Raw genomic sequence first — 26,535 nt, 5'->3', positions numbered from 1 at the left:
ACACTTTATACATGGGAGGCGGCTGCGGCTTTTGTCGCTGCGCGTCTTTTTGTTTTTCCTTTTCGATACTAATAGCGTTGTCTTTACTCATAACTTAATAATAGTGGTTTACCGGCACAAATGTGTACAAACTTTTGTATAAATTTATTCACATTTATCCTTGACATAATATGGTTAAAAAATCTACATTTTGTATAGTGGTTTTGAGTATTGCATGTATACCACTTTAAAGTGACCACTTTTTAGCAGCTACATTCAATACTGTTTCCACCCTGTCTCCAGATCTATAATGGGGGCATATACTCGTGAGTTCAAGGATTAAGAGGAAGTCGAAGTATGGCGGTTGGCAAAGTTAAATGGTTTAACAACGCAAAGGGTTTTGGATTTATCGTACCTGAGGATGGTGGTGAAGATATTTTCGCGCATTACTCTACGATTCAAATGGAAGGCTATCGTTCGCTAAAAGCAGGTCAGGAAGTAACGTTCGAAGTTCAGCAAGGCCCCAAGGGTCTACACGCTGAGAACATTGGCTTCAAAGAAGAACCAGAGCGTTAACAAGAGAATTTAAAAAGCCTGCCCCTACCTAGTGTCAGGCTTTCGCTTTCTTTACGGAAAAATGTGGTAAAAGGCGCTCTCTAGCGTCATAGGTCTATTCGTCCTCAATTTCTACTTCAACAGGTTCTCACCTTTAAAAATAAATGTAATGCTTGAAGGGCTATTAACTCCTACAATTTCGCTTTGTTAACATTTTTTAATGCTCAAAAAAATGTGCTTAAAGCTATCTCTTTAATTGCTCTGCCCCGATATAGCTTTCGCTATGGGCCATTTCTTACGCTTTTTCTTTCTACCAAAGTAAACAAGAGGACATCGGTAAAAGACCCCACAAACGTGCAAAAAAAAGCCCACTCGTTCGAGCAGGCTTTAATACTTTTTTTCGGTAGTCAGAACCGCTGTCAAACTACCTAGCGCAAGGGGTTTAACCCATACGCTTTACACACTTATGCGCCAAGAATAGCTTTTAATGTCTTACTTGGAGACATAGCAGCGAAAAGCTTGTCGTCGTCAGGATAATAGTAACCACCAATCTCCTGAGCACTACCTTGCGTTGCATCAATCTCAGCTAGGATGTCATCAATTTTCGCTGATAACTCTTCATAAACTGATTTAAATTGCGCAGCTAGTTCAGTATCTTCCGTTTGGCTTGCTACTTCTTCAGCCCAATACAAGCCTAGATAAACATGACTACCACGGTTATCCAATTGACCTGCTTTACGAAGTGGAGACTTACCGTTGTTAAGTAGTTTTTCCGTCGCTTTATCAAGTGCTGTAGCAATAACTTTTGCTTTTGTGTTGCTGTGCTTAATAGCAACATCTTCTAGCGATACCGCCAGTGCTAGGAATTCACCTAGTGAGTCCCAACGCAAGTGACCTTCTTCAACAAACTGTTGAACATGCTTAGGTGCACTACCACCTGCACCAGTCTCATAAAGACCGCCGCCAGCCATTAATGGAACAATTGACAGCATCTTAGCACTTGTACCAAGTTCTAAAATTGGGAACAAGTCAGTAAGGTAGTCACGAAGTACGTTACCTGTTACTGAGATAGTGTCTAGACCGCGAATAGCACGCTCCATGCTGTAACGAATAGCACGCACAGGAGACATAATCGAAATATCTAAGCCATTTGTGTCGTGATCTTTAAGGTACTTTTCAACTTTCTCGATAAGTTGTGCATCGTGAGCACGCTCATCGTCTAACCAGAATACCGCTGGCATACCAGATTGACGTGCACGTGTTACCGCTAGCTTAACCCAATCTTGAATAGGAGCATCTTTCACCTGACACATACGCCAGATATCGCCTTCTTCAACATCGTGAGAAATAAGAACGTTTCCGTCTTGATCAACAATCGACACTGTGCCGTCTGCTTCTAGTTCAAACGTTTTATCGTGTGAGCCGTACTCTTCTGCTTTTTGCGCCATTAGGCCAACGTTAGGTACAGTACCCATAGTTGTTGGGTCAAATGCGCCGTGCGTTTTACAGAAGTTGATTACTTCTTGATAAATGGTTGCATAAGTACTTTCAGGAATTACCGCTTTAGTATCGTGCGCCTTTCCATCTGGTCCCCACATTTGACCAGAGTTACGGATCATTGCTGGCATAGAAGCATCAACAATTACGTCACTTGGTACATGAAGATTCGAAATACCTTTGTCAGAGTTAACCATCGCCATTGGCGGACGGTCAGCATAACATGCGTTGATGTCTTTTTGGATTTCAGAACGCTGGCTTTCAGGTAAGCTTGCAATTTTGTCGTAAACGCTACCAAGGCCATTATTAGGGTTAACACCTAGCTCTTCAAACAGGTCGCCCCATTTGTTAAATAAATCTTTATAGAATACTTTCACACAGTGACCGAATACGATTGGGTGAGACACCTTCATCATGGTCGCTTTAACGTGAAGAGAGAAAAGAACACCTGTATTTTTCGCATCCTCGATTTGCTCTTCGAAGAACTCACAAAGCGCCTTTTTGCTCATGAACATGCCGTCGATAACTTCGCCAGCTAGCAAGTTTACACGAGGCTTAAGGGTTTTCTTGCTACCATCTTTGCCAGTAAATTCAATGCTAACGTGACCGTCTTTTTCTACTGTCACTGACTTCTCACCAGAGTAGAAATCACCACCGCGCATGTGCGCTACGTGTGAACGAGATGCTTGAGACCACTCACCCATTGAGTGCGGGTGTTTACGCGCGTAGTTTTTAACAGCAGTTGGTGCACGACGGTCTGAGTTACCTTCACGCAATACTGGGTTAACCGCACTACCTAACACTTTACCGTAACGTTCGCGAATTTCTTCATCTTCAGCAGTTTTAGGTGAATCAGGAAACGCTGGTACGTTAAAGCCTTTAGCGTTTAATTCTTTGATAGTTGCACGAAGCTGCGGAATTGAGGCACTGATGTTTGGAAGTTTGATGATGTTAACATTTGGGTCTTGAGTCATCTCACCCAGTTCAGCTAACGCGTCTGGCACTTTTTGTTCGTCAGAAAGATACTCTGGGAAATTTGCCAAAACACGGGCAGCCAGTGAAATATCGCTGAGTTCTACGTCGATATCTGCAGCTGCAGCAAACTTCTGGATAATTGGAAGAAGTGAATATGTCGCCAGCATTGGCGCTTCATCAGTCTTCGTATAGATGATCTTAGACTTGGTCATTATATACCTCAATATTCTCGACAGGGTACTGTCGTTTTTAGTCCATTAGGTCGCAACAACCCGCAACATTTTGGTGTCGCGCCCACAGTCATTGCGAAACGTATTTGATGTTTTCCACCTTTCACTTATAAAAGCACAAGGTCACTTGCTCTATTCTTCCCCACATATTATTCAATTCCTTATGTTAGCAACATGCACCTCAATGACTTCGCGTGTAACTATTTAGTCACTTGCGATATTGAAATATGTTGTATAAGCAAACCCGCTTATCACTGCTAAAACTGTCTAATAATTATGCAGATGCACTCTCTTATAAAAATGGGAGCGACCATTAGTATAGGGTCGAAAGTTTGAGTTACAAGTCATACCATTGTCTTAGCACATAAGATCACCGAATTTATCGACAAACTACCGTACACAAACCACTATTTATGCAGTAATTTCTCAAGCGCGTAAGTTCGATTTGAAGTAAGATCCTGTCGAAATTTCGAAAATCAATAAGCGGAAGTAATATGTCTTCAAACGCCAAAGTGGTGCTGTTTAATAAGCCCTTTCAAGTTCTATCTCAATTCACTGACGCTGATGGTAGAGAGACGCTAAAGGATTATATCGATATTCCTGATGTCTACGCTGCAGGGCGCTTAGACAGAGATTCTGAGGGCCTCTTAGTGCTCACGAATAATGGTAAGCTTCAACATAAACTCGCTGATCCCGAAGCAAAAACCAGTAAGACCTATTGGGTACAGGTAGAAGGCATAATGGATGAAAAAGCGATGCAAGCGCTGCGCGACGGGGTTGAATTAAAAGACGGAATGACTCGCCCTGCCAAAGTAAAAGCGATGCAGGAGCCTGACGTGTGGCCAAGAAATCCACCTGTGCGTTTCAGACAATCTATTCCAACTAGCTGGGTAGCAATTACCATCACAGAAGGCAGAAACCGACAAGTACGACGTATGACGGCACACGTAGACTACCCCACTCTTCGTCTCATCAGATATCGGGTTGGCAACTGGACCATAGACGGTATTGAAAATGGCAAGTACGTTTGCTTTTGACAGTAAATCCACATTCAATACTTGAATTCACCTTTGTTGTCCTCACTAAAGAGACTCCGAGAAATTGCGGATTTTAGCGCTATTGAATCTTGCTTTGCCTTTTTGCTTTAAAAGATATTTTTAGATTACGGGCCGATGGCCGCTAGGCACATATTTAATTACTTAATCAGATAAGGATTAAATGTGAATTAGCTATCGGAATCTGATAAAATCCGCGACCTCGAAAACAGGCCTATTTGTTAGTGGCATATTGGTAGCTTAATAGTGGTATAGCTCCACCAATTGAGTAACTGCTTCAACAAATTTATCAACATGTAAATTGATAACTAAATCTGCAAATAAGGCTTCTTTTTTATTAATCAAATGAGTGTGCAATCCGTAGTGAGTGATATTGAATCTAACGCCAGCAAAAAAGTGATCGTCGGTATGTCCGGCGGTGTCGATTCGTCTGTTTCAGCCTACCTGCTTCAACAGCAGGGATACCAGGTTGAAGGTCTTTTCATGAAAAACTGGGAAGAAGATGATAACGATGAGTACTGCGCCGCTGCGGAAGATTTAAAAGATGCGCAAGCTGTGGCTGACAAGCTGGGCATTGAGCTGCACACCATCAACTTTGCTGCTGAGTACTGGGATAACGTATTTGAGTATTTTTTAGAAGAATACAAAGCGGGGCGAACGCCCAACCCAGATATTATGTGCAACAAAGAAATTAAGTTTAAAGCGTTTCTTGAGTTCGCAGCAGAAGACCTTGGCGCAGACTACATTGCTACTGGTCATTACGTCCGTCGCCGTGAAGTAGACGGCAAATGGCAGATGTTGCGTGGTCTTGATAACAACAAAGACCAAAGTTACTTCTTATATACACTGGGTGAAGAACACGTTGCTAAAACCCTTTTCCCTGTGGGTGATATTGAAAAACCACTGGTGCGCAAAATCGCTGAAGAACAAGGGCTCATTACGCACGATAAAAAAGATTCAACTGGGATCTGCTTTATCGGCGAACGCAAGTTTAAAGACTTCCTAGCCCGTTACCTTCCCGCGCAGCCTGGCGTTATCGAAACCGCAGAAGGCGAAGAAATCGGGCAACACGAAGGCTTGATGTATCACACACTCGGTCAGCGTAAAGGCTTACACATCGGTGGTCTGGCAAAATACGGTGATGACCCTTGGTATGTTGTAGATAAAGACGTTGCTCGCAATGTACTCATTGTTGGTCAAGGTGCCGACCACCATCGCCTATACTCAAAAGGTTTAGTAGCCAAGCAGCTACATTGGGTAGACAGGAAAGCCGTGACCGAGCCTGTGCGCGCTGTAGTTAAAACCCGTTATCGCCAGACCGATATTCCTTGTACTATAACGCCAACTGAAAACGACACAATTGAAGTCATGTTTGACGAACCGCAAAAGGCGGTAACACCGGGCCAGTCTGCGGTGTTTTACAATGAAGAAGTCTGTCTTGGCGGCGGTATTATTGAGAGTTACATTCGCTAATGTTAGATACCGATATAGAGAATAATTTAGCCCTCGCCGGGGTATGTCAGGCTGCTGCGTTAGTTCAGCAGCTTGCTAGACGAGGTTCTGCCGATAACGAAGCTATAGAAGCAAGCTTATCGAGTATACTGGTTACTGACCCAGAAACCCCTCAACAGGTATTTGGCCAACTAGCCAATTTGAAAACCGGTTACACCACTCTCGCCGCGCAACTGTCTGACAAACAAGCAACAAAAGATACAGAGCTGACCCGCTATATTGCAAGTATTCTAGGCCTTGAAAGAAAACTCGCGAGAAAACCTAAGGCAATGCAGGAATTGGGCGAGCGTATATCCCATGTTCAGCGCCAGCTTGCTCACATCGATTTCCAAAACCCACAAATTGTTGCCTCAATAGCAAGTATTTACAGCGATATTATAAGCCCGCTAGCACCACGTATTCAGGTGGCAGGTAACCCAGACTATTTGAGCCAACCTGCTACTCAGCATAAAGTGCGCGCGCTTTTGCTTGCAGGCGTCAGAGCCGCAGTAATGTGGCGTCAGATGGGCGGAAAACGAAGAAACATTTTATTTAAACGCAAACACATTCTTAACAGTGCTGTTAAAGCACTACGATTAATAAACTAGTGAGGAGCTCAAGGTGGAACTGAGTCAGTTAACTGCAATTTCCCCTGTCGATGGTCGATATGCTGGCAAAAGCGTAGAATTACGCAGTATTTTCAGTGAGTACGGCTTATTAAAATACCGTGTAGAAGTAGAAGTACGTTGGTTACAAATGCTGTCTACTAACCCACAAATTGAAGAAGTTCCTGCTTTTACAGACACGTCAAATGCACTACTAGACAAAATAGTAGCTGAGTTTAGTGTTGAAGATGCCATGCGCATTAAAGAAATAGAGCGCACGACAAACCACGACGTGAAAGCAGTTGAATACTTTCTTAAAGAGAAGGTTGCCGACAATAGTGAGCTTTCAGCAGTAAATGAGTTTATTCATTTTGCGTGTACGTCTGAAGACATTAACAATCTTTCGCATGGCTTAATGCTTCGCGAAGCCCGCGAGACCGTCATTCTTCCTTACTGTGACAAATTAATCGAAGCGCTAGTAGAGCTTGCTAAGCGTTACCAAAACATACCTATGATGGCCCGTACTCACGGTCAGCCAGCTTCACCTACTACCATGGGTAAAGAGATGGCAAACGTAGCAATTCGCTTAAAGCGTCAGCGTAGCCAAATAGCAGGTGTTGAACTGCTTGGTAAAATTAACGGTGCTGTGGGCAACTACAATGCCCACTTGTCAGCCTATAAAGATGTAGATTGGCACGGCGTTTCAGAGAAGTTTGTTACCTCACTAGGTCTTACGTGGAACCCGTTTACCACGCAAATAGAACCCCACGATTACATCGCTGAAATGTTTGATGCCATTGCGCGCTTTAACACCATACTGATCGATTTCGATCGCGACGTTTGGGGTTATATTGCGCTAGGTCACTTTAAGCAGAAGACTGTTGCTGGCGAAATTGGCTCTTCTACAATGCCACACAAAGTTAACCCTATCGATTTTGAAAACTCGGAAGGTAACTTAGGCTTGGCTAACGCTATCTTTGACCATCTTGCAGCCAAACTGCCTATTTCTCGCTGGCAGCGTGACCTTACCGACTCAACAGTACTTCGCAACCTAGGCGTGGGCGTGGGTTATGCGGTTATCGCTTATCAAGCAACGCTAAAAGGTATTAGTAAGTTAGAAGTAAACGAAAAAAGCTTACTTAACGAACTAGACAACAACTGGGAACTGCTTGCAGAACCTATCCAAACGGTAATGCGCCGTTACGGTATTGAAAAGCCATACGAGAAACTTAAAGAGTTAACCCGTGGTAAGAAAGTAAATGCTGAGGTTATCGCCGAGTTTATCGATAATTTAGACATGCCAGAAAGTGCTAAATCAGAGCTAAAAGCATTATCCCCTGCTACTTACATTGGTGACGCAATCAGGCTTGTAGATCAGTTATAAGCCTTTACGCTTTCCACTACACTAAAAAACGCGGTCATAAACACCGCGTTTTTTTATACCTATTTTTTATCGGTTAAGTAACTATAAACATGGAGCATGTAAATGGACTTTCACCATTCTAAAAGCAAAGGATGTATTGCACCTAATAAGCAGCGCTCCCCTATTTTTAATAACCATCGCGCATTTGCCTTTCAAAACGCTAGGAAAAAAACAATCGAATACAGTGTTCTCGGTCTAAAACACAACATGCCACATGCCGTAGTAATCTTTTGCGACCTATCAAATTTTCAATTTTTGACAGAACAATATGGCGACATGATGTGTACCAATATCGTAGAAAGCCTATTTGATCAATTCGATGAAATGACCACACACTTAAAGCTTACCCCTTTAAAAACCAATGGCGATCAGTACATCGCTGTCGGTTTTTGTAGTAAAGATTATTCTAATGACGAAGCGCTTCCCCCCCAAGCGATTAGCGCTATTGAGTTTGGAGTCAAAGCGCGTAATCTTGTTAGCAGTAATGCTCTACTGATGTCGTCATCGTGTCACCTTCGCGTTGGCATCGCGACAGGACCTTTAATAACAGGGCATTCAACTCGCTCAGCGATGGGGTTTGATATCTGGGGGACTACTGTTAATAAAGCAGCAATGCTTGAACAATTTACCGCGCCAAACACTATTGCAGTATGTGAAAAAACACACAGCGTCTTTAAGATGCACTCAGGTCAACCTTTCTCTCCAATAACCGATAGTATGACCACCTTAAATAGGTGTGACGAAACCATTATGGAAAGCGGTAACAAAATAACCAACGAATCACTGCTTTTAAACGAACACGTTGCTTCAATGGCGTTTTGTAGCACTCAAATTCAAGCCAAAGCGGCGTTATTAAATGCGTATATTTGCTAACAACTAAAGTTGGCGGCTAACTGTGTACTTAAAGGTAATACTAACGTTTAAGGCAATATCTTCTTAGTTCAGGACTGAGCACTCTAAATACCGAGTACATTTCGTCACTTCAATAATGAATTAACTAAGCTTTTACTGGGCTAAGGTAGCAATCGTGTTTTCAATAATCGATAATGCCGCCTTTACACTATCACCTAGCACTGACCCTGTTCACTTATGTTGAAGATGTAATGCACGTTTGCATCCTATTTCGCATTGTAGACTGTTCTTTGTTTACCCCAGGTCTGCGGGTGGAAACCAATAATTGGCTTACAAACAAGAGATACTATGGGCACCAACAACATGTACTTTATTGATGCACAAACCGGTACCGGCTTTAATGCAGAAACCTTCTTAAAGCACTACTGGCAGCAAAAGCCGGTAGTAATAAAGCAGTTTTTTCCTAACTTTGCAGACCCTATTGATGAAAACGATTTAGCAGGGCTTGCGCAAGAGTCTGAGGTTGACGCCCGTATCATTAGTAATGTTCAGGGCAACTGGCACGTTGAGCAAGGGCCAATTAGCGATTTCGATAATGCTTGTCAGGGTAAATGGACGCTACTTGTTCAGGGCGTAGACAAATATGTACCAGACGTTAAGCCTATCTTAGACCCCTTTTCTTTTGTTCCAAACTGGCGTTTAGACGACTTAATGGTGAGCTTTGCTACCAACGGTGCAGGCGTAGGTGCCCATATTGATCAATATGACGTATTTCTGGTTCAAGGTAAGGGAAAAAGACGCTGGCGAGTTGGTGAGCCTGCAAATTATAAAGAGGTTTTCCCGCATCCAAAATTGAGACAAATTGAAGGGTTTGAACCTGTTATAAACGTGGTGGTTGAACCTGGTGATGTAGTGTACGTTCCGCCGGGTTGGCCTCATGACGGTGAAACCGTTGAAGACAGCTTGACCTACTCAGTAGGCTATCGCGCACCTGACAATCTTCAATTAGCTGAAAGCTTAGCTATGATGCTGGATAAAGGCGCGGGAAATTATAGATTTACCGATGCAGGTCGTGATGTTCAGGCTAGCCAAGCCCTCGTTAATCCAGGTGATGTTGCGTCACTTAAACAGCAATTAATCGACGCCATCAATAGCGAAGATTTTACCCTCGCTCTTTTAGAAGCCATGAGTGAACAAGGGATCCCTGAATATCCGCTAGAAGACGAGGTATCACTAGAGCAAGTCTCAAATGATTTTGCTGCGGGTATTAGCTTTATTGCTGCACCTGGGGTTCGAGCATTGATCTGTGATGGTAAACGCGGCCTTCCCCGCTCGCTATATGTTAATGGTAGTCAATTCACATTTGCGAAAAGTGACCAAGAATGGTTTGAAGTGTTGGCATCGGGTGGCGTTTTGAGCGCAACGTGTTGCCAAGATGCCCCCTCTTTTACTTTTTTAGAAACCTTAACTACACTTATTAACAATGGTTACTGGGAATGGTTCGAGGGTTAACAGGTACGTATGGCGTTTACTATACAGAACGTCGATTGGGAAAAGGACAAACATCGACTTAAAGCACTAAGGGAACATGTATTTGTTATAGAGTGGCGTGTGCCGGAGGCAAGCGAGTTCGATGAACACGACAGCTCGGCGTGCCATGTGCTTATTGTAAACGATGAAAACGAACCTATCGCCACTGGGCGCTTAACTAAAAGAGGTGAACTAGGCCGAATTGCCGTTAAGCGCTGTTATAGAACACTTCCCGTGTACCGCGCCTTGTTTGAAGCACTTATTAACGCGGCCAAGCAACACAACTTACCTATTATAAAGGTCGTTTGTAATCTAGAAAGCGTGTCGTATCACCGTTCGATTGGGTTTATACCCGATGGACAAGTGTTTATGGATGCGGGAGTACCGAGACAAAGACTTAAGTGCCCGGCAGAGCGATTCCCTCTGCCAGACGTCACCCAGCTTCATTAACTTATTCGACTAAGCGCGGCACGTAAACGCTTGCTACGCTATTTAGTGTTAACTCCAAAGATCTGGCGTATTTTGCATGGCGAATAAGCTTTCAGCTCGATTCACTAAAAGCGCACCAAATGCTTTTTGACTATCATCTGCACCTTCTGCGTTTATCAGGTTTTCTGCTTTTAGTTGCCAATGCATAGAGAAGTGACGCAAGACTTCTTTTGCATCTTTCGCGTTGTCCACTGAAGTATAATCAGTAGGTAAATCGCCACTAATTACCCAGTAAAGCTTGCCGTCCATCGCTCTAATTTTCCACACGGCCAGATACGGCATCAAATATCGGCTTTCTTCTGTAATAACGGTGTCAAACAACACACCATTTTCTGCTAGAAATTTATTTGCTTTTTGAAACTGCTCTTTCACCCAACTAGCACGTTCTTCTTCGCTGATAGGTTGTCTTTCTTCTTGTTCAGCCATGAGCTCTCTCTTTCTTATCTTTGTTTTAGTTGCGCAAATTTTGGTTCACGTTAACTTTGTGTTGCTACACGCGAAACCTTTTACCGTATAGGGCACTAAAATTTGCGCCTTTTATCTTTGTGTCTATATTACTTTGTACTGCATTTCTAGCGCGCTTTCCACCGCAATAAAGCCATTGATTGTTCATTAGCATTTAAACGATTACTTATTCAACAATATTGTGAAAATTGCTATATGCCTCTCAGTCTTTCATAACAGCAGCACAAATATTTACATTTTAGTGATTGGCAAATAACCTAGCTTGAGCGAAACTATTTAAACACCTAGCCTAATAAGACGAGTTCAGAAACATGCGTATACTAAGACTTACCTTGGGAGCAATTTTGTTTGTTGGCGGAATCGTTTTAACGTTACTTCCAGGCTCTATTCTTTTTGTTGTTGCAGGTCTAGTACTATTAAGTTACGACTGGCCTCGAGCACGCGTATGGCTTAAATTCAGTCAGCGAACCATGACATTGGGCGCGCGTAAAATAGATCGCTTTCTTCTTCTGAGAAAGCTTCGCTAGTCTACTTTTCAATATCCGCTTACCAGCGTCAAACAAAAAAGCGCTGGATCACACGTACGTTTCGCGTAGTTCCATTGCGAGTTACACTTATTTTGTCGCAGACTCCTAACATTTAAACTTATGTAAATGCGTTAAGGCGCAATGCGTGTTAACGTAATTTAAAGTATTAATTGCGAAGCCTTTAACAATAATAATAGTGGCATATATCTTTGCATGCTCAGCATCTTAGATTATTCGTATCATCAGGCAATGTAACCGTATAAATATGAGTTTTGTGGAGCGTTTGAAACGACGTAGTTCTGCTTGGGTAGCCCACACCTAAAGAAACACGGGCTGATTTATATTTATCGCTTACCTATGGAGACAAGACCATGATCACGTTTACCGTTAATGGTAACAAACACGAATTTTCTGGTGACCCATCAACCCCCGTGTTGTGGTACCTTCGTGACGAATTAAATCTTACAGGACCTAAGTTTGGCTGCGGTATGGCGCAATGTGGCGCTTGTACTGTTCACATAGACGGCATGGCACAGCGCTCTTGCATATTGCCTGTATCAGCAGTTCAAGGCAAAAAAGTTACCACTATTGAAGGGCTAAGTGAGAACGGCGATCACCCAGTTCAAAAAGCATGGGTAGAACACAAAGTACCACAGTGCGGATTTTGCCAATGTGGACAAATTATGCAAGCTGCCAGCTTATTGTCCACCAACCCAACGCCAAGCGATGAAGAGATTGTTCAGAATATGTCTGGCAACATTTGCCGCTGCGGCACCTACCCTCGCATTCATAAAGCCATAAAGTCAGCGTCAAAATCGATTAGTGGCAATGCCGGCGTTAGCTACTTTGACCCTACCCAAGCGGGAGAAGAAGCATGAGCAAGAATACCTATTTTGATATGAATCGTCGTGGCTTTTTAAAATCAACCGCTGCAGCAGGAGCTTTGGTTCTAGGCACATATTTTATGGGCAGCGCTCCTCGCGCTATGGCTGGCGTTCTGGCTAAACCCGCCGATAATGCAAAGCGAGCAAACTTGTTTATTGCACTTCGTCCAGACGGAATGGTTGAAGTTACCTGCCACCGTAGTGAAATGGGACAGCAGATCCGTACCGCAATTGCTCAAATTGTGGCAGACGAAATGGAAGCGGCTTGGGATAAGGTTATTGTTATTCAAGGTAAAGGCGACCCTAAATACGGTGACCAAAACACCGATGGCTCGCGTAGTATCCGCTTCAATATGCAGCGTCTTCGAGAAATGGGCGCCAGCGTACGCTATATGATGCAACATGCTGCAGCCAAGCGTTGGGGTGTTGAGCCTACTAGCTGTGTTGCCGAGCAACATGTGGTAACTCACACTTCGGGTAAGAGTCTTGCCTATAAAGACTTAATTGATGATGCACTGACTATTACGCCGCCAAAATCAGATAAGCTTAAGCTGAAAGACAGAAAAGAATGGCGTTACATCAATACTGGTATGGCGCACATTGACCTTCAAGATATCGTTACCGGCAAAGCCACTTTTGCCGCCGACGTACGCGAACCCAAAGCACTTGTAGCGATAATCGAACGCCCCCCTGTAGTCGGTGGAAGAGTAAAAAGCTTTAACGCAGATAAGGCGAAAGCGGTAAAAGGTGTGGTTGACGTTATTGAAATACCTGCGCCTAAAGGCGCACCGCAATTTCAACCGAAAGGTGGTGTAGCAATTATTGCGAACAACACATGGGCAGCGTGGCAAGGTCGCAAAGCGCTTAGTGTAAGTTGGGATGATGGCGCTAACGGCGACTACAACTCTGAAAGTTTCAAAGAAGAGTTACTTAGCACGGTAAATACACCACAAGCTCTTGTTAGAGAAAAAGGCGACGCGTTGAGCGTTTTGGAAAAGGCCAGCGACAAACTTGTTGCGGACTATTACGTGCCGCATTTAGCGCAAGCCCCCATGGAGCCCCCATGCGCTACCGCCATGTACTATAAAGATCGTGTTGACGTATGGGCAGCAACACAGAACCCGCAGGCCGACATGGAAACTGTAGGCGCTATGGTTGGCATGGACAAAGAAAAAATCAATGTTCACGTTACCATGCTAGGCGGCGCATTCGGTCGTAAATCTAAGCCTGACTTTTCTGTAGAAGCGGCATACCTTTCTATGAAGACGGGCAAACCTATTCGCGTTCAGTGGACCCGTGAAGATGATATTCAGCACGGCTTCTATCACGCAGTATCAGCTCAGCACGTTGAAGCAGCCCTTGATAAGAACGGTAAGATTGACGCCTATCTTCACAGAACGGCATTTTCACCCATTGCCTCAACCTTCCAAGAAGGTGCTAACGCGCCGTTTAGCTTTGAGTTAGATTTGGGCTTTACTGACAACCCTATTCTAACGCCAAACATGAAGTTAGAGCGCGGTGAAGCGCCAGCAAAAGCCCGAATTGGGTGGATGCGTTCAGTATCAAATATCTTCCACGCATTTGCCGTTCAATCGTTTATAAACGAAGCTGCGCACAAAGCAGGTAAAGATTCGAAAGATTACTTATTAGAAGTTATTGGCCCTGACAGAGTTTTAGACGTTACTGAACAAAAAGCTGAGTACAACAACTACTGGGGTGATAAGTCGGTTTATCCGCTAGATACAGGTCGCTTGCGTAATGTCATCGAGAAGGTCTCTGAAATGGCGGGCTGGGGGCGTGAAATGCCCAAAGGCCGTGGTCTTGGTATTGCAGCACACCGAAGCTTCTTAACCTATGTGGCCACGGTAGTTGAAGTTGAAGTGTCTGATGCTGGCGATTTGAACGTGATCAAGTCGTGGGTTGCCATTGATGCAGGAACCGTAGTGAATACTGATACCGTTAAAAACCAAACCCAAGGTGGTTCGGTTTACGGTATTACCACCGCTATTAGTGACGGTATTACTTTTGATAAAGGTCGCGTTCAGCAAAGTAATTTCCACAACTATCGTGTGCCTCGTATGAGCGATTCACCGTTAGAAGTAGACGTTGAGGTAATAGAAAGCGACGCACCTCCAGCAGGTGTAGGTGAGCCAGCAACGCCGGTATATGCGCCTGCGCTATGTAACGCTATTTTTGCTGCTTGCGGTAAGCGTGTTCGTCAGCTACCTATTGGTGATCAACTAAAAGCCTAAGGGCTCAAACGTATAAACGCTTAATGATTTAGCCACGTCACTGATTTAACATTAGGGCAGTGCTTATTAATTTAAGACGAAAACAGGGCAAACACGGAATGTGATTGCCCTTTTTTATGGGCGTCTTAAACCTCTTAGTACTTTAGCTTTGGGGCAAGATAGCCAAATGAAATGCTTTTATAGGACACTGTGCTAAGTGCTAAGTGCTAAGTGCTAAGTGCTAAATGCTAAATGCTAAGGATGCGAGAAAAAGCTATAAAGGTTGTAAATACTTAGGCAAAAACACGCCACCGATATAATGACGCAGGCAACGAAGAGGTGTATGAAAATGCCATAACTTGCGTAAGCAAATACCGCACAAATTAAGCCGATAGTAAATTCAACAAGTGCTGCTTCACAAAGCGTTCTTATATTGCTAATAACGGGTTGTGCAAAAAACTTAAACTGATAAGCCATATTCGCCCTATTCCCTACTCTTTCGTTTAGCCTACAATAGCACTTAAATGCATGTGAATACAATTTAACCAACTAGGCCTAATACTGACGATTGGAAAAAATAGAAAAACTTCGCTATAACAGGAGCGGCTTTAAATAGTAAACCTTAACGCTGGGCCGCACAGCCCAAACCCGGTATTAAACATGAACCGGGTGTTAAACCGGAAGTAGCAAGGCGTAAGCGGAAACACCTCTGCCAATATGAAAAGTCTTACACTAAAAAAGAGGCCAGTATGACCCCCTTAATAAATCAGTTACCTCGCGTGCCTTCATAACCTGCACAACAAAGCACAACATGTAACCCATTATGTAAACTTACAGAAAAACACTTAAATACTGTAATAAAAAAACTGTATTTAGTGGTGTCTTTCGATGCGATTAATTATTCGTAGTTGCGTTCCATCCACATAAGCTTCATTTTTAGTTCGTTAATTTCTTTTTGCGCTTGCGCCAATTGCTCTACTACAGAGCGTGATTGCATAGCATTTTCTTCGGAAGTATTTACTGAAACTGTGCTGTCATTATGTGCCATAGGAGTTCAACCAAGTTAATTATTAATCTAAAATTCAACGTGAAAGTCACTTTGTAATATTACATTTTAAATTACCAAAAGTCATGTTGTAGGCGCTGAAAATTACATACTTTTACTAAATAACCATAGTTTTTTTGAGGAATGTACAGCTGGCACAAATCCTAATCAAATCACTATGTTGCTTTGAATCTGCCAGAAACAAAAAAGAGACCTAAAGGTCTCTCTTTTAAACATAATCCTGAATTGGCTAGTCGCCCAGGTAGTTCAGAACTTCTAGTCTACGTTTCTAGCCGTGCTTGTCAGCAAGATATAGCCAAGTTTCAACAACCGTATCTGGGTTGAGAGATACTGAATCGATACCTTCTTCTACAAGCCACGCCGCGAAATCTTCATGATCTGATGGACCTTGACCACAAATTCCCACGTATTTACCGCGCTTCTTCGCGGCCTGAATTGCCATTGAAAGCAAAGCTTTCACTGCTTCGTCACGCTCATCGAACAAGTGAGCAATAAGGCCACTGTCTCGATCTAGTCCCAGTGTTAACTGCGTTAAGTCGTTAGATCCAATTGAGAAGCCGTCAAAGATATCCAGGAACTTATCTGCAAGTAGTGCGTTGGAAGGAAGTTCACACATCATAATAACGCGAAGGTCGTTTTCACCTTTCTTAAGGCCCTGCTCTTCTAGAAGTTCGATAACTTGTCGACCTTCATCTAACGTACGTACAAATGGAATCATGATCTCAACATTGGTCAACCCCATCTTGTTACGAACGCGCTTAATGGCTTCGCATTCAAGGGCAAAACAATCGCGAAAATCTTCAGATATATAACGGCTTGCACCACGGAAGCCCAACATTGGGTTTTCTTCATCCGGCTCGTACTGATAGCCACCAACCAAGTTGAAGTATTCGTTCGACTTGAAATCTGACATACGAACGATGACTTTCTCTGGCGAGAATGCCGCAGCAATGGTTGAGATACCTTCTACCAATTTTTCGATGTAGTATTCCGTAGGCGATTCGTAGCCTGCAATCATGTCGCTAATTTCTTCTTTCAACTCTTCTGGTTGGCTATCGAAATTAAGCAGTGCTTTAGGGTGCACGCCAATCATGCGGTTAATAATGAATTCAAGACGGGCAAGTCCAACACCTGCATTCGGTAGGCGAGCAAAGTCGAATGCGCGATCAGGATTACCCACGTTCATCATCACTTTAAGCGGTAAATCGGGCATAGCGTCAATGCGTGATGTCACAACGTCGAACTCTAGTTCATCGCCATAGATGAAGCCTGTGTCACCTTCAGCGCAAGACACCGTGATCTTATCGCCATTTTTGATGTTGTCGGTCGCATTACCGCAACCAACAACCGCTGGGATACCTAGTTCACGTGCAATAATTGCCGCGTGACACGTACGGCCGCCACGGTTAGTAACAATGGCTGACGCCTTCTTCATGATAGGTTCCCAGTCAGGATCTGTCATGTCAGTTACCAGAACATCACCGGCTTGGATTTTGTCCATCTCTTCGATTGACTCGAGTACTTTGGCTACGCCAGCGCCAATCTTGTGACCAATTGCTCGACCTTCAACAACGATGTTGCTTTGACCTTTTAATTGGAAGCGTTCGATGCTTTGCGAGTCTTCACGGCTACGTACAGTTTCAGGGCGAGCCTGAACGATATAAAGTTTACCGTCTGCGCCATCTTTCGCCCACTCAATATCCATAGGGCGCTTGTAGTGGTCTTCGATAATTTGCGCCTGTTTAGCAAGCTCCATCACCTCATCATCAGTTAATGAGAAGGTTTTGCTATCAACTGCGTCGATATCAACAATAGAGACTTGCTTACCATGTGCTTCATCATCTGAGTAAATCATTTTAGTAAGCTTGCTGCCGAGATTACGACGAACGATGGCAGGCAGGCCTTTGTCTAGCGTTGGTTTGTGCACGTAAAATTCATCAGGGTTAACTGCACCCTGTACAACCATTTCACCCAAACCAAATGAACTGGTAATAAATACAACGTCTTCGAAACCAGATTCTGTGTCGATAGTAAACATAACGCCCGATGAAGCGATGTCACTACGTACCATGCGCTGAATACCGGCAGATAACGCCACGCCTTTGTGGTCATAACCTTGGTGTACGCGATAAGAAATGGCGCGATCGTTAAACAGTGATGCAAACACGTGCTTAATTGCCACAAGAACAGCGTCGTAGCCTTTAACGTTAAGGAAGGTTTCTTGTTGCCCTGCGAATGATGCATCAGGCATATCTTCAGCCGTGGCTGATGAACGAACTGCGAATGACGCTTCTTCGCCTGCATCACCTTGTAATGTAACAAATGCAGTTTTGATTTCTTCTTCTAATTTGCCTTGAAAAGGTGTGTCGATGATCCACTGGCGAATATTCTTACCCGCTTCAGCCAGTGCATTTACATCGTCTACGTCTAGCGAGTCTAAAACCTCGTGAATGCGCGCTTCTAGTCCGCTTTGCTCTAGAAACTCATTAAATGCTTCGGCGGTGGTAGCAAAACCACCTGGCACCTGCACACCGGCGTTCGCCAGGTTTGAAATCATCTCGCCTAATGATGCATTTTTGCCGCCTACGCGACCCACATCATGCATGCCCAGTTCTTGATACCAAAGTACGTATTCTTGCACAGCCCAAGCCTCCAGCTTTTTTTTGTGTAGGGTATGAGGTTAATTTCAGGTTTGTGTGTTTTTATCACCTGAAACTCATCAAATTGTTGCCGATATGTGGTGAAGACCACAGTTACCGCTGTCCATTACGTTTGACAGCAAACCTTTGATATTTGCCATCATTCACAAGAACCGTGTAGCTTTTCGACGAAATCATCTTAGAATGGGGAAATTCAGAAAGTAAACCCTTTATTACTTTTGTAATAAAATTACACCAATGTTAAGGATATGTTGTGCGCACAGCTTTTTATATTTCAGATGGTACGGCCATCACTGCAGAGGTCTTTGGCCACGCCCTGCTTTCCCTGTTCCCCGTTTCTTTCAATCACAACACCATTCCTTTCGTTGAAACTGAGGAACAAGCTCACAAAGTTTTACAGCAAATTTCTGAAAGTTTTCAAGACACCGGAGAAAGGCCGCTCGTTTTTTATACAATTGTGAATGTAGATATTCGCAAGATAATCTCGAAATCGGTGGGTATTAATTATAATTTCCTTGATCAATTCGTGGCACCACTCGAAAAAGTGTTAGGTGTTCCCTCAAAACCTGAAAAACATCGTACACACAGTATTCACGAAACCACCTACGACATTAGAATAGAAGCCGTGAACTATGCGTTGGCTAACGATGATGGCTCTAATCTAAAAGACTACGATGAAGCCGATATTATACTTACCGGCGTTTCTCGCTCAGGCAAAACCCCCACAAGCCTGTATTTAGCGCTTCAATACGGAATAAAAGCAGCCAACTACCCTTTTACAGAGGAAGACATGGGCGACATGTTAAAGCTTCCCCCTGCTTTGCGACGATTTAAGCATAAGCTCTTTGGGCTCACTATTGCAGCCGACAGACTGCATCAAATACGTTCAGAGCGCCGCGCAAACAGCAAGTACGCGTCACTAGCACAATGTAGAATGGAGCTTCGTGAAGTAGAAAACCTATATAGGAAAGAAAAGATACCGTTTTTAAATAGTACTAAATATTCGATTGAAGAGATTTCTGCAAAAATATTGGCAGAAACAGGGCTTAAACGCCGTAAGTACTAAGCAAGCCAAGAGGTTTTAAGTAACAAATCTGGCAAATGTGAAGTTCACTTATTGCCTTACTACACGGCGTATTTTACATAGGCTTCTTGCACATAACGGTGCCTTGCTGAGCTTTTACAAAGTTATTAAGGCACCGTTTATACTGGCGCCTAGTTTTACTAATATATGATTGAATAGAAACTGGCGCAGTATTTACGGCCTATCTTTTCCATTTCATTACTTGCTGTTAGAACGCGGTTTTTTGTTGCTTTCTACCCATTCTTCAAGTGCTACCCCTGGGTCTTCTTCGCCTAGCACCGATGACGCATATGGGCTCGCTGCTTCTGCATCTTGGTGTGAAACGTCCGCCTTGTTATTTCGGTGGTTTTCTTTATCTAAAGAAAAAGTGGCTTTGTCTCGTGAACTGGTTTCTTTTGCTTTCATACCTCTTATTAACTCCTCTACATAAGGTAAAAACTCTAAAACGGTAGCAACGGCTATTACTGATAATAAATACCACGTTGGAAGGGGCTCTTGTTTAAACCGTAGATTAAAATCAGCAGGGCTTTCGCCTACTCCAAATAACGCAATAAAATGAGGCCAATGCCGAGCTATGACCAATATTAAGGCAAGAAGTGGGATCATCTCTAAAAAGCTATGCACATGTTGCTCAATGGGCCCTACTCTTCTTTTCGATACCGCGTAGCTGACGTCCCACAGGGCGGTGAGCTCATGTAAGAAAAAAAACACAATGCCTACAACAATAATTAAACTATTGACTTCAAAAAGGAGAACCAGAAAAAGCGGTATACCCACTTCTAAAAACATCAAAAGATGAATTAGTGACTCTTTCGGACCTGCGGTAGCAGCAATGTTACTATTGCGGTGGCAAAACCAGTCTACTATTCCCGCAGTGAACCAGAGCGGTATAATAAAATACATTAGTATTAGCTGTGTAACGTCATTCATGTTTAAACCTTCAGCAATAAGTCGTCTCTCTGTTTTGCATATGAGATTACATATTTGATACTAGATGATGTTGTAACGGCGAAAACAGACGATCAGATTAAGAATGATTAACTTTTTTTAATGTCTAATGTGTAACATAGAGCTAAAACGTAGCGGATTTAGCCTTATATTCTAACGCACACAAGTTCCCTGATAGTAAATAGCTATCACGGATAAACAGTTACATTTCATCAATTTATCGATATTGTTAACCCAACAAAAGTTACAATATAACATCGCTTAATATTCCAGGAGAAAGGTTATGTTCACAGAAGAAATGGTGCATACAGCACTACAAACGTGGTGCGACAACGTAGTAGCAGTAGGTAAAGTGCACGCTGAAGGTGGCGACGTAAAAGCATTTTCCTCGCAGGTACTATCAGATAACTACGATTACGATAACGGTAAAGTACTATTTAAACCTACGCTTACTTTTGGCTCTCAAACATTTCGTCCGACTAAAGAAGGCGCTTTGTCTTATTTCGTAGGTGGTAATAGCGATTTTCCCAATGATAACGGCTTCAAACTAAAACCATGGGTTAAGGTTTGGTACAGCAAAGAAGATTTCATCTTGAACGGTGAGCTCGCCATAGTTCAATGTAACGTACATTTTATCGGTGATGACGACAGCCACATTTTTGTGAACAAGAGTTTCGTGTTTAAACAATGTGAAGACGGTAAAATTCGCATTATCCTTCACCAATCTTCATTGCCATATCAGCCTTAAAAGATTGTTGAAGTTTTTTGAACTAACTTAATAGAAAGTCATGGCTAGCGATAGCCATGACTTTTTTATGTTTAGTCAGCTTGTTAGTTGTCAAAGCGGCACTACTTAACGCTTGTTAACGCTTGCTTAAGCTCGCCTAAATAGTTTTCGAAAGGTTTCCACTGCCCCATTCCTGTTCTATATATCGGCTGGCGCACCTGCTCAGAACTCGGTGTTTTTATCACCCTCTTGGTTTGATGAAACGCTAAGCACGCCTCTTCAAAGTCTAACCCACAGAAATCTAAGATGCGTTTAACCTGACCTTCTAAATCATCCAGAACATCTTCGTGTTGTACAGTAAGAATTTCGCCAGGCAGCACACTATGCCAATGGTCCATAAGCTGCTCATAAGCATTATAGTAACGGCCAATATCGCTAAGTGAATAGCTAAATTCTTGTCCTTCACCGAACAACTGTTTAAAGCCACTGAAACAGCAGTCCATTGGGTTTCTACGTGCATCGATAATTTTGGCGTTTGGCAGTATCTTTTTGATCAAGCCTATGTGAATGAAATTATTAGGCATTTTATCAATAAAAAATGCCGCGCCCTGTCTATACGCTTTAGTCTGTTCAATATAACGGGCACCAAGTTTCTCGAGGGTTGTACCATCTAATTCGCTAACATTAAAAGGATAAGGCGTCTTTTGATGGCTTAACGATGAAGCGATGCCCAATATATCGTGCAGCTCCATGGTGCCGTCTACCTGGGAATGAGACGCGAGAATTTGCTCTAGTAATGTTGAGCCAGCGCGAGGCAAGCCTACGATAAAAATAGGATCGGGGGCTTGATGGCCCTGTTGAGTGTTAAAGGAATCCGCAGTAAAAGCTCGCTGCTGTGCCTCTAACGACTTTTCTGTTCTTCCAATGTCAAACTGCAGCGTACTGCGTTTGAGTTTATTGCCTTGCTCATAATAGGCGAATGCTTTATCCGCCTGGCCTTTATCTTCAAACCCCTTACCTAACGCAAAACAGACATGAATCTTGTCGTCTAACTTTATCGTGCTAGCTTCAACTTGTTTGCACATCTGCGACAGCATTTCATCGCTAAACTGGTAGGTTTTGGTATTTGCTAAGCTCCAATAAGCGTCGCCGTAATCACTGGCGTATTCCACGGCTTTTTCATAAGCGTTAACGGCATCAGTCGTATCGCCCTGTGCTTTTAACGCATGGCCTAATGAAACCCACACTTTAGGTCTATCAGCGTTTTGTGTTAGCACGCTTTGGTATAGACTTATCGCTTCATCTAGCTGTCCTACGCCAACAAGGGCATGAGCCAAACTTGTTTTAATGGCAAAGCTTTCCGGGTTAAGCGTTAACCGCGCTCTTGCTACCTTTACCGCTTCAGGAAACTTACCTAGTTTAGACAATACATTTTGATAGGCTAATGCGGCGCGTTCGTTGTCTGGATAAAGCTCAACGCAGCTTTCTAGAAGAAATTCAGCGTCGCTGTATACCTTTAGCTGCATGCCTATTTCAGCAAGCAGCATCATTGCCTCGGGGTGATGCTTATGCTTACTTAAAAACTGTCGGCATACTTGCTCTGCTGCAGAAAACTGCTTTTCATACATTAGGTCATAAGCACCGAGTACGGGTGCAGGAAGTGACTGCAAATGTTCGATTTGCTGCGTTGCCATACTTACTGCAGGTACGTCGTCATGGCTTTTATAGATGGTAAGCAACTTTTTCCAACTGCTAACGAGCGCAGGGTTAAAATGCGTAGCTTTAAAAAATGCGCTAGCCGCTGCTTGAAGATTACCCGCCGCTTCATGGCAATAAGCTAACTCCTGGTAACCTCTTCCATAATCCGGTCTAAGGCTAAGTAGTGCATCTATATGTTTAAAAGCTTCATTATATTTTTTAGACAGCCTTTGAATAACCGCTGCTAAATAGTGATTTTCAGCGCTTTGCTGTTCGTTCAACGATGCAGAAAAAAGCGTTTGAATGGTTTCCATTGCCAATGAAAACTGCCCACGCTGCAGCGCCTGCTTTATAGTGCGTACTTGTTGTTGAAATTCTTCTGATGTCATAGCCTGCTTTATTATTCTTGTCGCGAAACTTTGCTCGTTAATACGAGCGTTTCAGCATAAAACCATATCTGGTTTACGCATCCATTACTAAACACTGATACTACCGAAATTTAATAGCTTTAGTAATGAAAACGGCAGACTAATGTCTGCCGCTTAAAAACGCTATTGAGTGGTTAAACTTACTTAACCACCTACAACTATTAATAATAGTCGTAAGAAAAGCGTAAGCCGATAGTACGTGGACGGTTTGTCACAACTTTAGGCGTGTACTGTTGCGTATCGATGTTCAAAATCGCTGACTTGTCGAAAACATTGTCAATAAATGCTTCAACTTTCCAGCTCTCGTACGACATACCTACAGACACGTTACCAATGACGTAGCTTTCTTGAATGTAGCGTCCGCCGCGAATAACTTCGCCGTCAGCACCTGGATAAGTTGCACCATTGAATACTTCACCCTCGTCTTTAATCTTAAGACCTGAACCTGTACCGTAAATTAGGCGTGTCGCATCTTCCATCGCGTAGGCATTCATAACCATGCCAGCAAGACGATCGCCGGTATAGGTAAGTGATGCATTAACAAAACCTTCTTTACCGCCGTCTAATTCAAAGAAATAACGCGCGCTAATGTTACCCGAGAAATCAGCCGAGTATGGCAGTTCACTACCAACGCCAGCAGCAATGCCCTCAAGCTCAGGATTAATGCGTACAAGCTCAGTATCCAGCACACTAAACGCTGCATTAATCACTAGGTTATCGGTAGCAAGCCACGAGATATCAGCATCAATACCTTTAACTTCTGCATCACCCACATTGTCGGTAAATACTAGGAAGCTAATATTTGCTGGGTCGAAACGAGAGGTTTGCAAGTCAGTAATTTCTGAATAGTAACCGGTTGCGTTTACACGCAATATGCCGTCTAAGAAGTCACCTTTAATACCAATCTCGTAGTTGTCTAAGGTATCTGTAGTTGAATAAACCGGCACACGGAAATCTGCAAAAGCGCCTGTGCTATTAGCTGCCGCATCGCCGCCTAAACGGTTAGTTACCGGTGGACGGAAACCTTCAGAATAGTTCGCGAACAATAAAACATTGTCGTTAACTTTCCAATCAAGGCCAAATTTGAGAATAGTGTCATCTACCGTTAATACGCCGTCGTCACCCAACAGGCTAATATCAATTGAACCATTTTGAATTGCATCAACTACGCCTTGGCCGTCTAAACCTAAATCATCGTAAACCGCTGGGTCTACTATACCTTGGCCATATGCTTCAAGACGACTTGTTACGTCACGGGTTGACGTAGCACCGCGATAAATATCATCAATTTGATACCAGCGTGCGCCAATAGTAGCAGTAACAGTGTCGGTAATTTCATAACCCAACTGCCCAAATACCGCAATTTGTTCGATAGTATGGGTTACATCATTTATAAAGCTAATTTCAGGAGAGAACGGACCGCCGTCGCTGTTAATACCTTTATTGCCTTGAAGCGTTCTTGCAAGGTCGGTAAATATCTCGGTGCTCGCAATTTTGAACTGTCCTACCGACCCCACTTCCTGCTCATCATAAAACACACCAGCAGTTAGCTGCCACGGCGTGTCCATAGTTGTACTAAAGCGCAGCTCGTGAGTTAGGCGAGTACTGGTTGTATCTTCTTTGTAGTACTTAGTTGGGTCAAGACAACGAGCATCATCAGGGTTATCCGGCGTTTCATAGTGTGTACACACGTAATACGCCGAGAACAAACCGCCATTCGTGTAACCCGTGTAGTCGGTTAGCGTGTCTATTTCACGGTCTAGGTAACCACCGGTATAAACTACGTCTAGTTTTTCAAGACGGCCGTTTAAGGTCCATGTGGTTAAGCCAAACTCATCAGAGTTTTCATCGCTTTGGAAGCGAATCGCCGAGCTTTCACCTTCAACCGTTGGGTCGTAAGCAAATACCCCTTCGGTGTCTAGGGTTTGTTCGGTGTGCTGTACCACTACATCCCAGTTGTCGTTAATAATGTATGACAAGCCAAAACGCGCGCCAGAGTAAACCGCATCGTTGAAATTATCTTCAACGTGTTCGCTGTTTCTTGGTGATACTACCGCCGCTTCGCTAGGGTCAAAACCATTTATGCTGCGACGCGCATCCATCTCAGTAGGGTCGATACCTTTGGCCTGAAGTGCACCGCCAGATATGCGGTCAATAACCACGGCACTCCCAATGTAGCCACCATTGTTAGGATCGTTTTCAATGTTGTCGATCCAACCACCTTGGCTATCGTTGTATGCCGCTACGCGTAAGGCTAAATTGTCGGTTGGCGTAACATTAAAGTAAGCTTCGACTGTATTACTCATATCACCACCTTTGGTGGTAGAGATACTGGTATCGAATCCTGCTGCAAACCCCGAGTGGTCAGGTTTTTTTGTGATTAGTCTAACGGTACCAGCCTGTGAACTGGCGCCGAATAATGTTCCTTGTGGCCCAGGTAGAACTTCTACACGCTCTACGTCAGTGGCGAAGATATCTAAGTTTCTTCCCGCCATCGAAACCGGCATTTCATCTAGATAAAAGGCAACAGAAGGCTGGAGAGCCTGCACCGATGAAAGGGTAATGCTTGATTGCGTGGTAGCGGCACCGCGGATGTAAATTTCATTTTGTCCAGGACCTGTACCCTGAAAGACCACGTTAGGTAGGAATTCTACGTAGTCTTGAAAGTTATCAATACCAAGATTTTCCAAAGCCTTTCCATCTAATGCGGAAACGGCGACAGGGACATCTTGAATTGACTCACTTCTTTTAGTGGCGGTAACTTCAATGGTTTCAAGTTTAGCAGGCGCGCCTGATTCTTGCGCGGCCAGAGAGGTAGATGCCAATGCAGCGATGATGGCACAGCTAAGCTGAGTTTTTCGCATTTGTGTGTGTTTCCTTCAATTGTTTTTTTATTCTTTGGACTGTGTTTACTTTCTACACATATCAAAAAGATCGTATATTACAATACAACAACCAATAATAATTTCTACACTAACGATTAATATTTAACCGAAACATGATAAATAATAGTAGAAAGTCTAATAAAACACAGGATTTTGAAGACCAAATGCAAAGAAGGATATTCAGAACCTTGAAAATACATATAAACCGAATTATTTCATCTGATATTTATTAAAAGTGCTCCATGCTGTAT

General features: G+C 43.3%; 20 protein-coding genes. 13 read left to right on the top strand and 7 right to left on the bottom strand.

The genetic code is table 11. From position 1 onward, the window contains the following. Positions 1 to 336 precede the first annotated feature (336 nt). A complete protein-coding gene (gene cspD, locus KL866_RS09180) occupies positions 337 to 555 on the top strand; it encodes a cold shock domain-containing protein CspD (protein ID WP_014949330.1) in 219 nt (72 codons plus the stop codon). A gap of 443 nt (positions 556 to 998) precedes the next feature. Here the strand turns inward: cspD and KL866_RS09175 are convergent, their stop codons facing one another. Then, positions 999 to 3,218: an NADP-dependent isocitrate dehydrogenase gene (locus KL866_RS09175; RefSeq protein WP_025255091.1), complete on the bottom strand. Its 2,220-nt coding sequence runs from the start codon at positions 3,216 to 3,218 to the stop codon at positions 999 to 1,001. 512 nt (positions 3,219 to 3,730) lie between these two features. Here KL866_RS09175 and KL866_RS09170 point away from each other — a divergent pair. From KL866_RS09170 to KL866_RS09140, 7 genes are all read left to right on the top strand, one after another. Next, the gene (locus tag KL866_RS09170; protein WP_214994751.1) at positions 3,731 to 4,273 is read left to right on the top strand and encodes a pseudouridine synthase; all 543 of its coding nucleotides are present in this window, start codon (positions 3,731 to 3,733) and stop codon (positions 4,271 to 4,273) included. A gap of 363 nt (positions 4,274 to 4,636) precedes the next feature. Further along, positions 4,637 to 5,764 carry a tRNA 2-thiouridine(34) synthase MnmA gene (gene mnmA, locus KL866_RS09165; protein ID WP_214994749.1) on the top strand — a complete coding sequence of 376 codons (1,128 nt, stop codon included), beginning with the start codon at positions 4,637 to 4,639 and terminating at the stop codon, positions 5,762 to 5,764. Then, a complete protein-coding gene (hflD, locus tag KL866_RS09160; protein ID WP_025255088.1) occupies positions 5,764 to 6,390 on the top strand; it encodes a high frequency lysogenization protein HflD in 627 nt (208 codons plus the stop codon). The genes mnmA and hflD overlap by 1 nt, the downstream gene beginning before the upstream one ends. 13 nt (positions 6,391 to 6,403) lie before the next feature. Further along, entirely contained in the window at positions 6,404 to 7,771 is a 1,368-nt protein-coding gene (gene purB / locus KL866_RS09155; protein ID WP_214994747.1) for an adenylosuccinate lyase, read from the top strand. A gap of 102 nt (positions 7,772 to 7,873) precedes the next feature. Further along, on the top strand, positions 7,874 to 8,683 hold the full coding sequence (locus KL866_RS09150; RefSeq protein ID WP_214994745.1) for an adenylate/guanylate cyclase domain-containing protein: 810 nt from the start codon (positions 7,874 to 7,876) through the stop codon (positions 8,681 to 8,683). A gap of 327 nt (positions 8,684 to 9,010) precedes the next feature. Next, entirely contained in the window at positions 9,011 to 10,174 is a 1,164-nt protein-coding gene (locus KL866_RS09145; protein WP_025255085.1) for a JmjC domain-containing protein, read from the top strand. A 9-nt stretch (positions 10,175 to 10,183) separates the two neighbouring features. Beyond that, positions 10,184 to 10,642 (top strand): GNAT family N-acetyltransferase, encoded by a 459-nt coding sequence (locus KL866_RS09140; RefSeq protein ID WP_025255084.1) that lies wholly within the window; start codon positions 10,184 to 10,186, stop codon positions 10,640 to 10,642. 48 nt (positions 10,643 to 10,690) lie between these two features. On the opposite strand, the gene KL866_RS09135 is transcribed toward KL866_RS09140, so the two are convergent. After that, complete coding sequence (locus tag KL866_RS09135) at positions 10,691 to 11,107, bottom strand: DUF4826 family protein (protein ID WP_025255083.1); 417 nt, start codon at positions 11,105 to 11,107, stop codon at positions 10,691 to 10,693. Between the two features lie 350 nt (positions 11,108 to 11,457). Between KL866_RS09135 and KL866_RS09130 the strand changes: the two genes are divergently transcribed. The 3 genes from KL866_RS09130 (at position 11,458) to KL866_RS09120 (ending at position 14,809) form a co-directional block, all read left to right on the top strand. Further along, complete coding sequence (locus tag KL866_RS09130; RefSeq protein ID WP_025255082.1) at positions 11,458 to 11,673, top strand: PGPGW domain-containing protein; 216 nt, start codon at positions 11,458 to 11,460, stop codon at positions 11,671 to 11,673. Positions 11,674 to 12,044: 371 nt separating this feature from the next. Beyond that, positions 12,045 to 12,551, top strand: a complete 507-nt coding sequence (locus KL866_RS09125; RefSeq protein ID WP_025255081.1) for a (2Fe-2S)-binding protein — start codon at positions 12,045 to 12,047, stop codon at positions 12,549 to 12,551. Continuing rightward, positions 12,548 to 14,809 carry a xanthine dehydrogenase family protein molybdopterin-binding subunit gene (locus KL866_RS09120; RefSeq protein WP_214994743.1) on the top strand — a complete coding sequence of 754 codons (2,262 nt, stop codon included), beginning with the start codon at positions 12,548 to 12,550 and terminating at the stop codon, positions 14,807 to 14,809. Before KL866_RS09125 ends, KL866_RS09120 begins: the two co-directional genes overlap by 4 nt. 877 nt (positions 14,810 to 15,686) lie before the next feature. Here KL866_RS09120 and KL866_RS09115 read toward each other — a convergent pair. Both KL866_RS09115 and ppsA read right to left on the bottom strand, forming a co-directional pair. Further along, a complete protein-coding gene (locus KL866_RS09115; protein ID WP_155852406.1) occupies positions 15,687 to 15,836 on the bottom strand; it encodes a hypothetical protein in 150 nt (49 codons plus the stop codon). 286 nt (positions 15,837 to 16,122) lie between these two features. Next, positions 16,123 to 18,495, bottom strand: coding sequence for a phosphoenolpyruvate synthase (gene ppsA, locus KL866_RS09110; RefSeq protein ID WP_214994735.1), 2,373 nt, complete (start codon positions 18,493 to 18,495; stop codon positions 16,123 to 16,125). A 272-nt stretch (positions 18,496 to 18,767) separates the two neighbouring features. On the opposite strand from ppsA, the gene KL866_RS09105 reads away from it, so the two are divergent. Next, positions 18,768 to 19,580, top strand: coding sequence for a pyruvate, water dikinase regulatory protein (locus KL866_RS09105; RefSeq protein WP_025255077.1), 813 nt, complete (start codon positions 18,768 to 18,770; stop codon positions 19,578 to 19,580). Positions 19,581 to 19,796: 216 nt separating this feature from the next. Here KL866_RS09105 and KL866_RS09100 read toward each other — a convergent pair whose 3' ends face one another. Then, a complete protein-coding gene (locus KL866_RS09100) occupies positions 19,797 to 20,528 on the bottom strand; it encodes a hypothetical protein (protein WP_025255076.1) in 732 nt (243 codons plus the stop codon). A 301-nt stretch (positions 20,529 to 20,829) separates the two neighbouring features. Between KL866_RS09100 and KL866_RS09095 the strand changes: the two genes are divergently transcribed. Next, positions 20,830 to 21,294, top strand: a complete 465-nt coding sequence (locus KL866_RS09095) for a hypothetical protein (protein WP_025255075.1) — start codon at positions 20,830 to 20,832, stop codon at positions 21,292 to 21,294. Between the two features lie 101 nt (positions 21,295 to 21,395). Here KL866_RS09095 and KL866_RS09090 read toward each other — a convergent pair whose 3' ends face one another. Together KL866_RS09090 and KL866_RS09085 are read right to left on the bottom strand one after the other, a co-directional pair. Continuing rightward, complete coding sequence (locus tag KL866_RS09090) at positions 21,396 to 23,360, bottom strand: tetratricopeptide repeat-containing sulfotransferase family protein (protein WP_214994733.1); 1,965 nt, start codon at positions 23,358 to 23,360, stop codon at positions 21,396 to 21,398. Between the two features lie 200 nt (positions 23,361 to 23,560). Continuing rightward, positions 23,561 to 26,263: a TonB-dependent receptor gene (locus tag KL866_RS09085; protein ID WP_214994731.1), complete on the bottom strand. Its 2,703-nt coding sequence runs from the start codon at positions 26,261 to 26,263 to the stop codon at positions 23,561 to 23,563. Positions 26,264 to 26,535 lie beyond the last annotated feature (272 nt).

The organism is Alteromonas sp. ALT199 (assembly GCF_018619335.1).
Taxonomy (GTDB): Bacteria; Pseudomonadota; Gammaproteobacteria; order Enterobacterales; family Alteromonadaceae; genus Alteromonas.
This window is presented reverse-complemented; position numbering and strand designations above follow the sequence as displayed.

Bases quoted from the DNA above. Each gene is read 5' to 3' on its own strand.
- KL866_RS09115 (WP_155852406.1), bottom strand. From the start codon at position 15,836: ATGGCACATAATGACAGCACAGTTTCAGTAAATACTTCCGAAGAAAAT.
- KL866_RS09135 (WP_025255083.1), bottom strand. From the start codon at position 11,107: ATGGCTGAACAAGAAGAAAGACAACCTATCAGCGAAGAAGAACGTGCT.
- KL866_RS09120 (WP_214994743.1), top strand. From the start codon at position 12,548: ATGAGCAAGAATACCTATTTTGATATGAATCGTCGTGGCTTTTTAAAA.
- KL866_RS09175 (WP_025255091.1), bottom strand. From the start codon at position 3,218: ATGACCAAGTCTAAGATCATCTATACGAAGACTGATGAAGCGCCAATG.
- KL866_RS09100 (WP_025255076.1), bottom strand. From the start codon at position 20,528: ATGAATGACGTTACACAGCTAATACTAATGTATTTTATTATACCGCTC.
- cspD (WP_014949330.1), top strand. From the start codon at position 337: ATGGCGGTTGGCAAAGTTAAATGGTTTAACAACGCAAAGGGTTTTGGA.
- mnmA (WP_214994749.1), top strand. From the start codon at position 4,637: ATGAGTGTGCAATCCGTAGTGAGTGATATTGAATCTAACGCCAGCAAA.
- hflD (WP_025255088.1), top strand. From the start codon at position 5,764: ATGTTAGATACCGATATAGAGAATAATTTAGCCCTCGCCGGGGTATGT.
- KL866_RS09145 (WP_025255085.1), top strand. From the start codon at position 9,011: ATGGGCACCAACAACATGTACTTTATTGATGCACAAACCGGTACCGGC.
- KL866_RS09090 (WP_214994733.1), bottom strand. From the start codon at position 23,360: ATGACATCAGAAGAATTTCAACAACAAGTACGCACTATAAAGCAGGCG.
- KL866_RS09170 (WP_214994751.1), top strand. From the start codon at position 3,731: ATGTCTTCAAACGCCAAAGTGGTGCTGTTTAATAAGCCCTTTCAAGTT.
- KL866_RS09095 (WP_025255075.1), top strand. From the start codon at position 20,830: ATGTTCACAGAAGAAATGGTGCATACAGCACTACAAACGTGGTGCGAC.
- KL866_RS09130 (WP_025255082.1), top strand. From the start codon at position 11,458: ATGCGTATACTAAGACTTACCTTGGGAGCAATTTTGTTTGTTGGCGGA.
- KL866_RS09150 (WP_214994745.1), top strand. From the start codon at position 7,874: ATGGACTTTCACCATTCTAAAAGCAAAGGATGTATTGCACCTAATAAG.
- KL866_RS09125 (WP_025255081.1), top strand. From the start codon at position 12,045: ATGATCACGTTTACCGTTAATGGTAACAAACACGAATTTTCTGGTGAC.
- KL866_RS09140 (WP_025255084.1), top strand. From the start codon at position 10,184: ATGGCGTTTACTATACAGAACGTCGATTGGGAAAAGGACAAACATCGA.
- KL866_RS09085 (WP_214994731.1), bottom strand. From the start codon at position 26,263: ATGCGAAAAACTCAGCTTAGCTGTGCCATCATCGCTGCATTGGCATCT.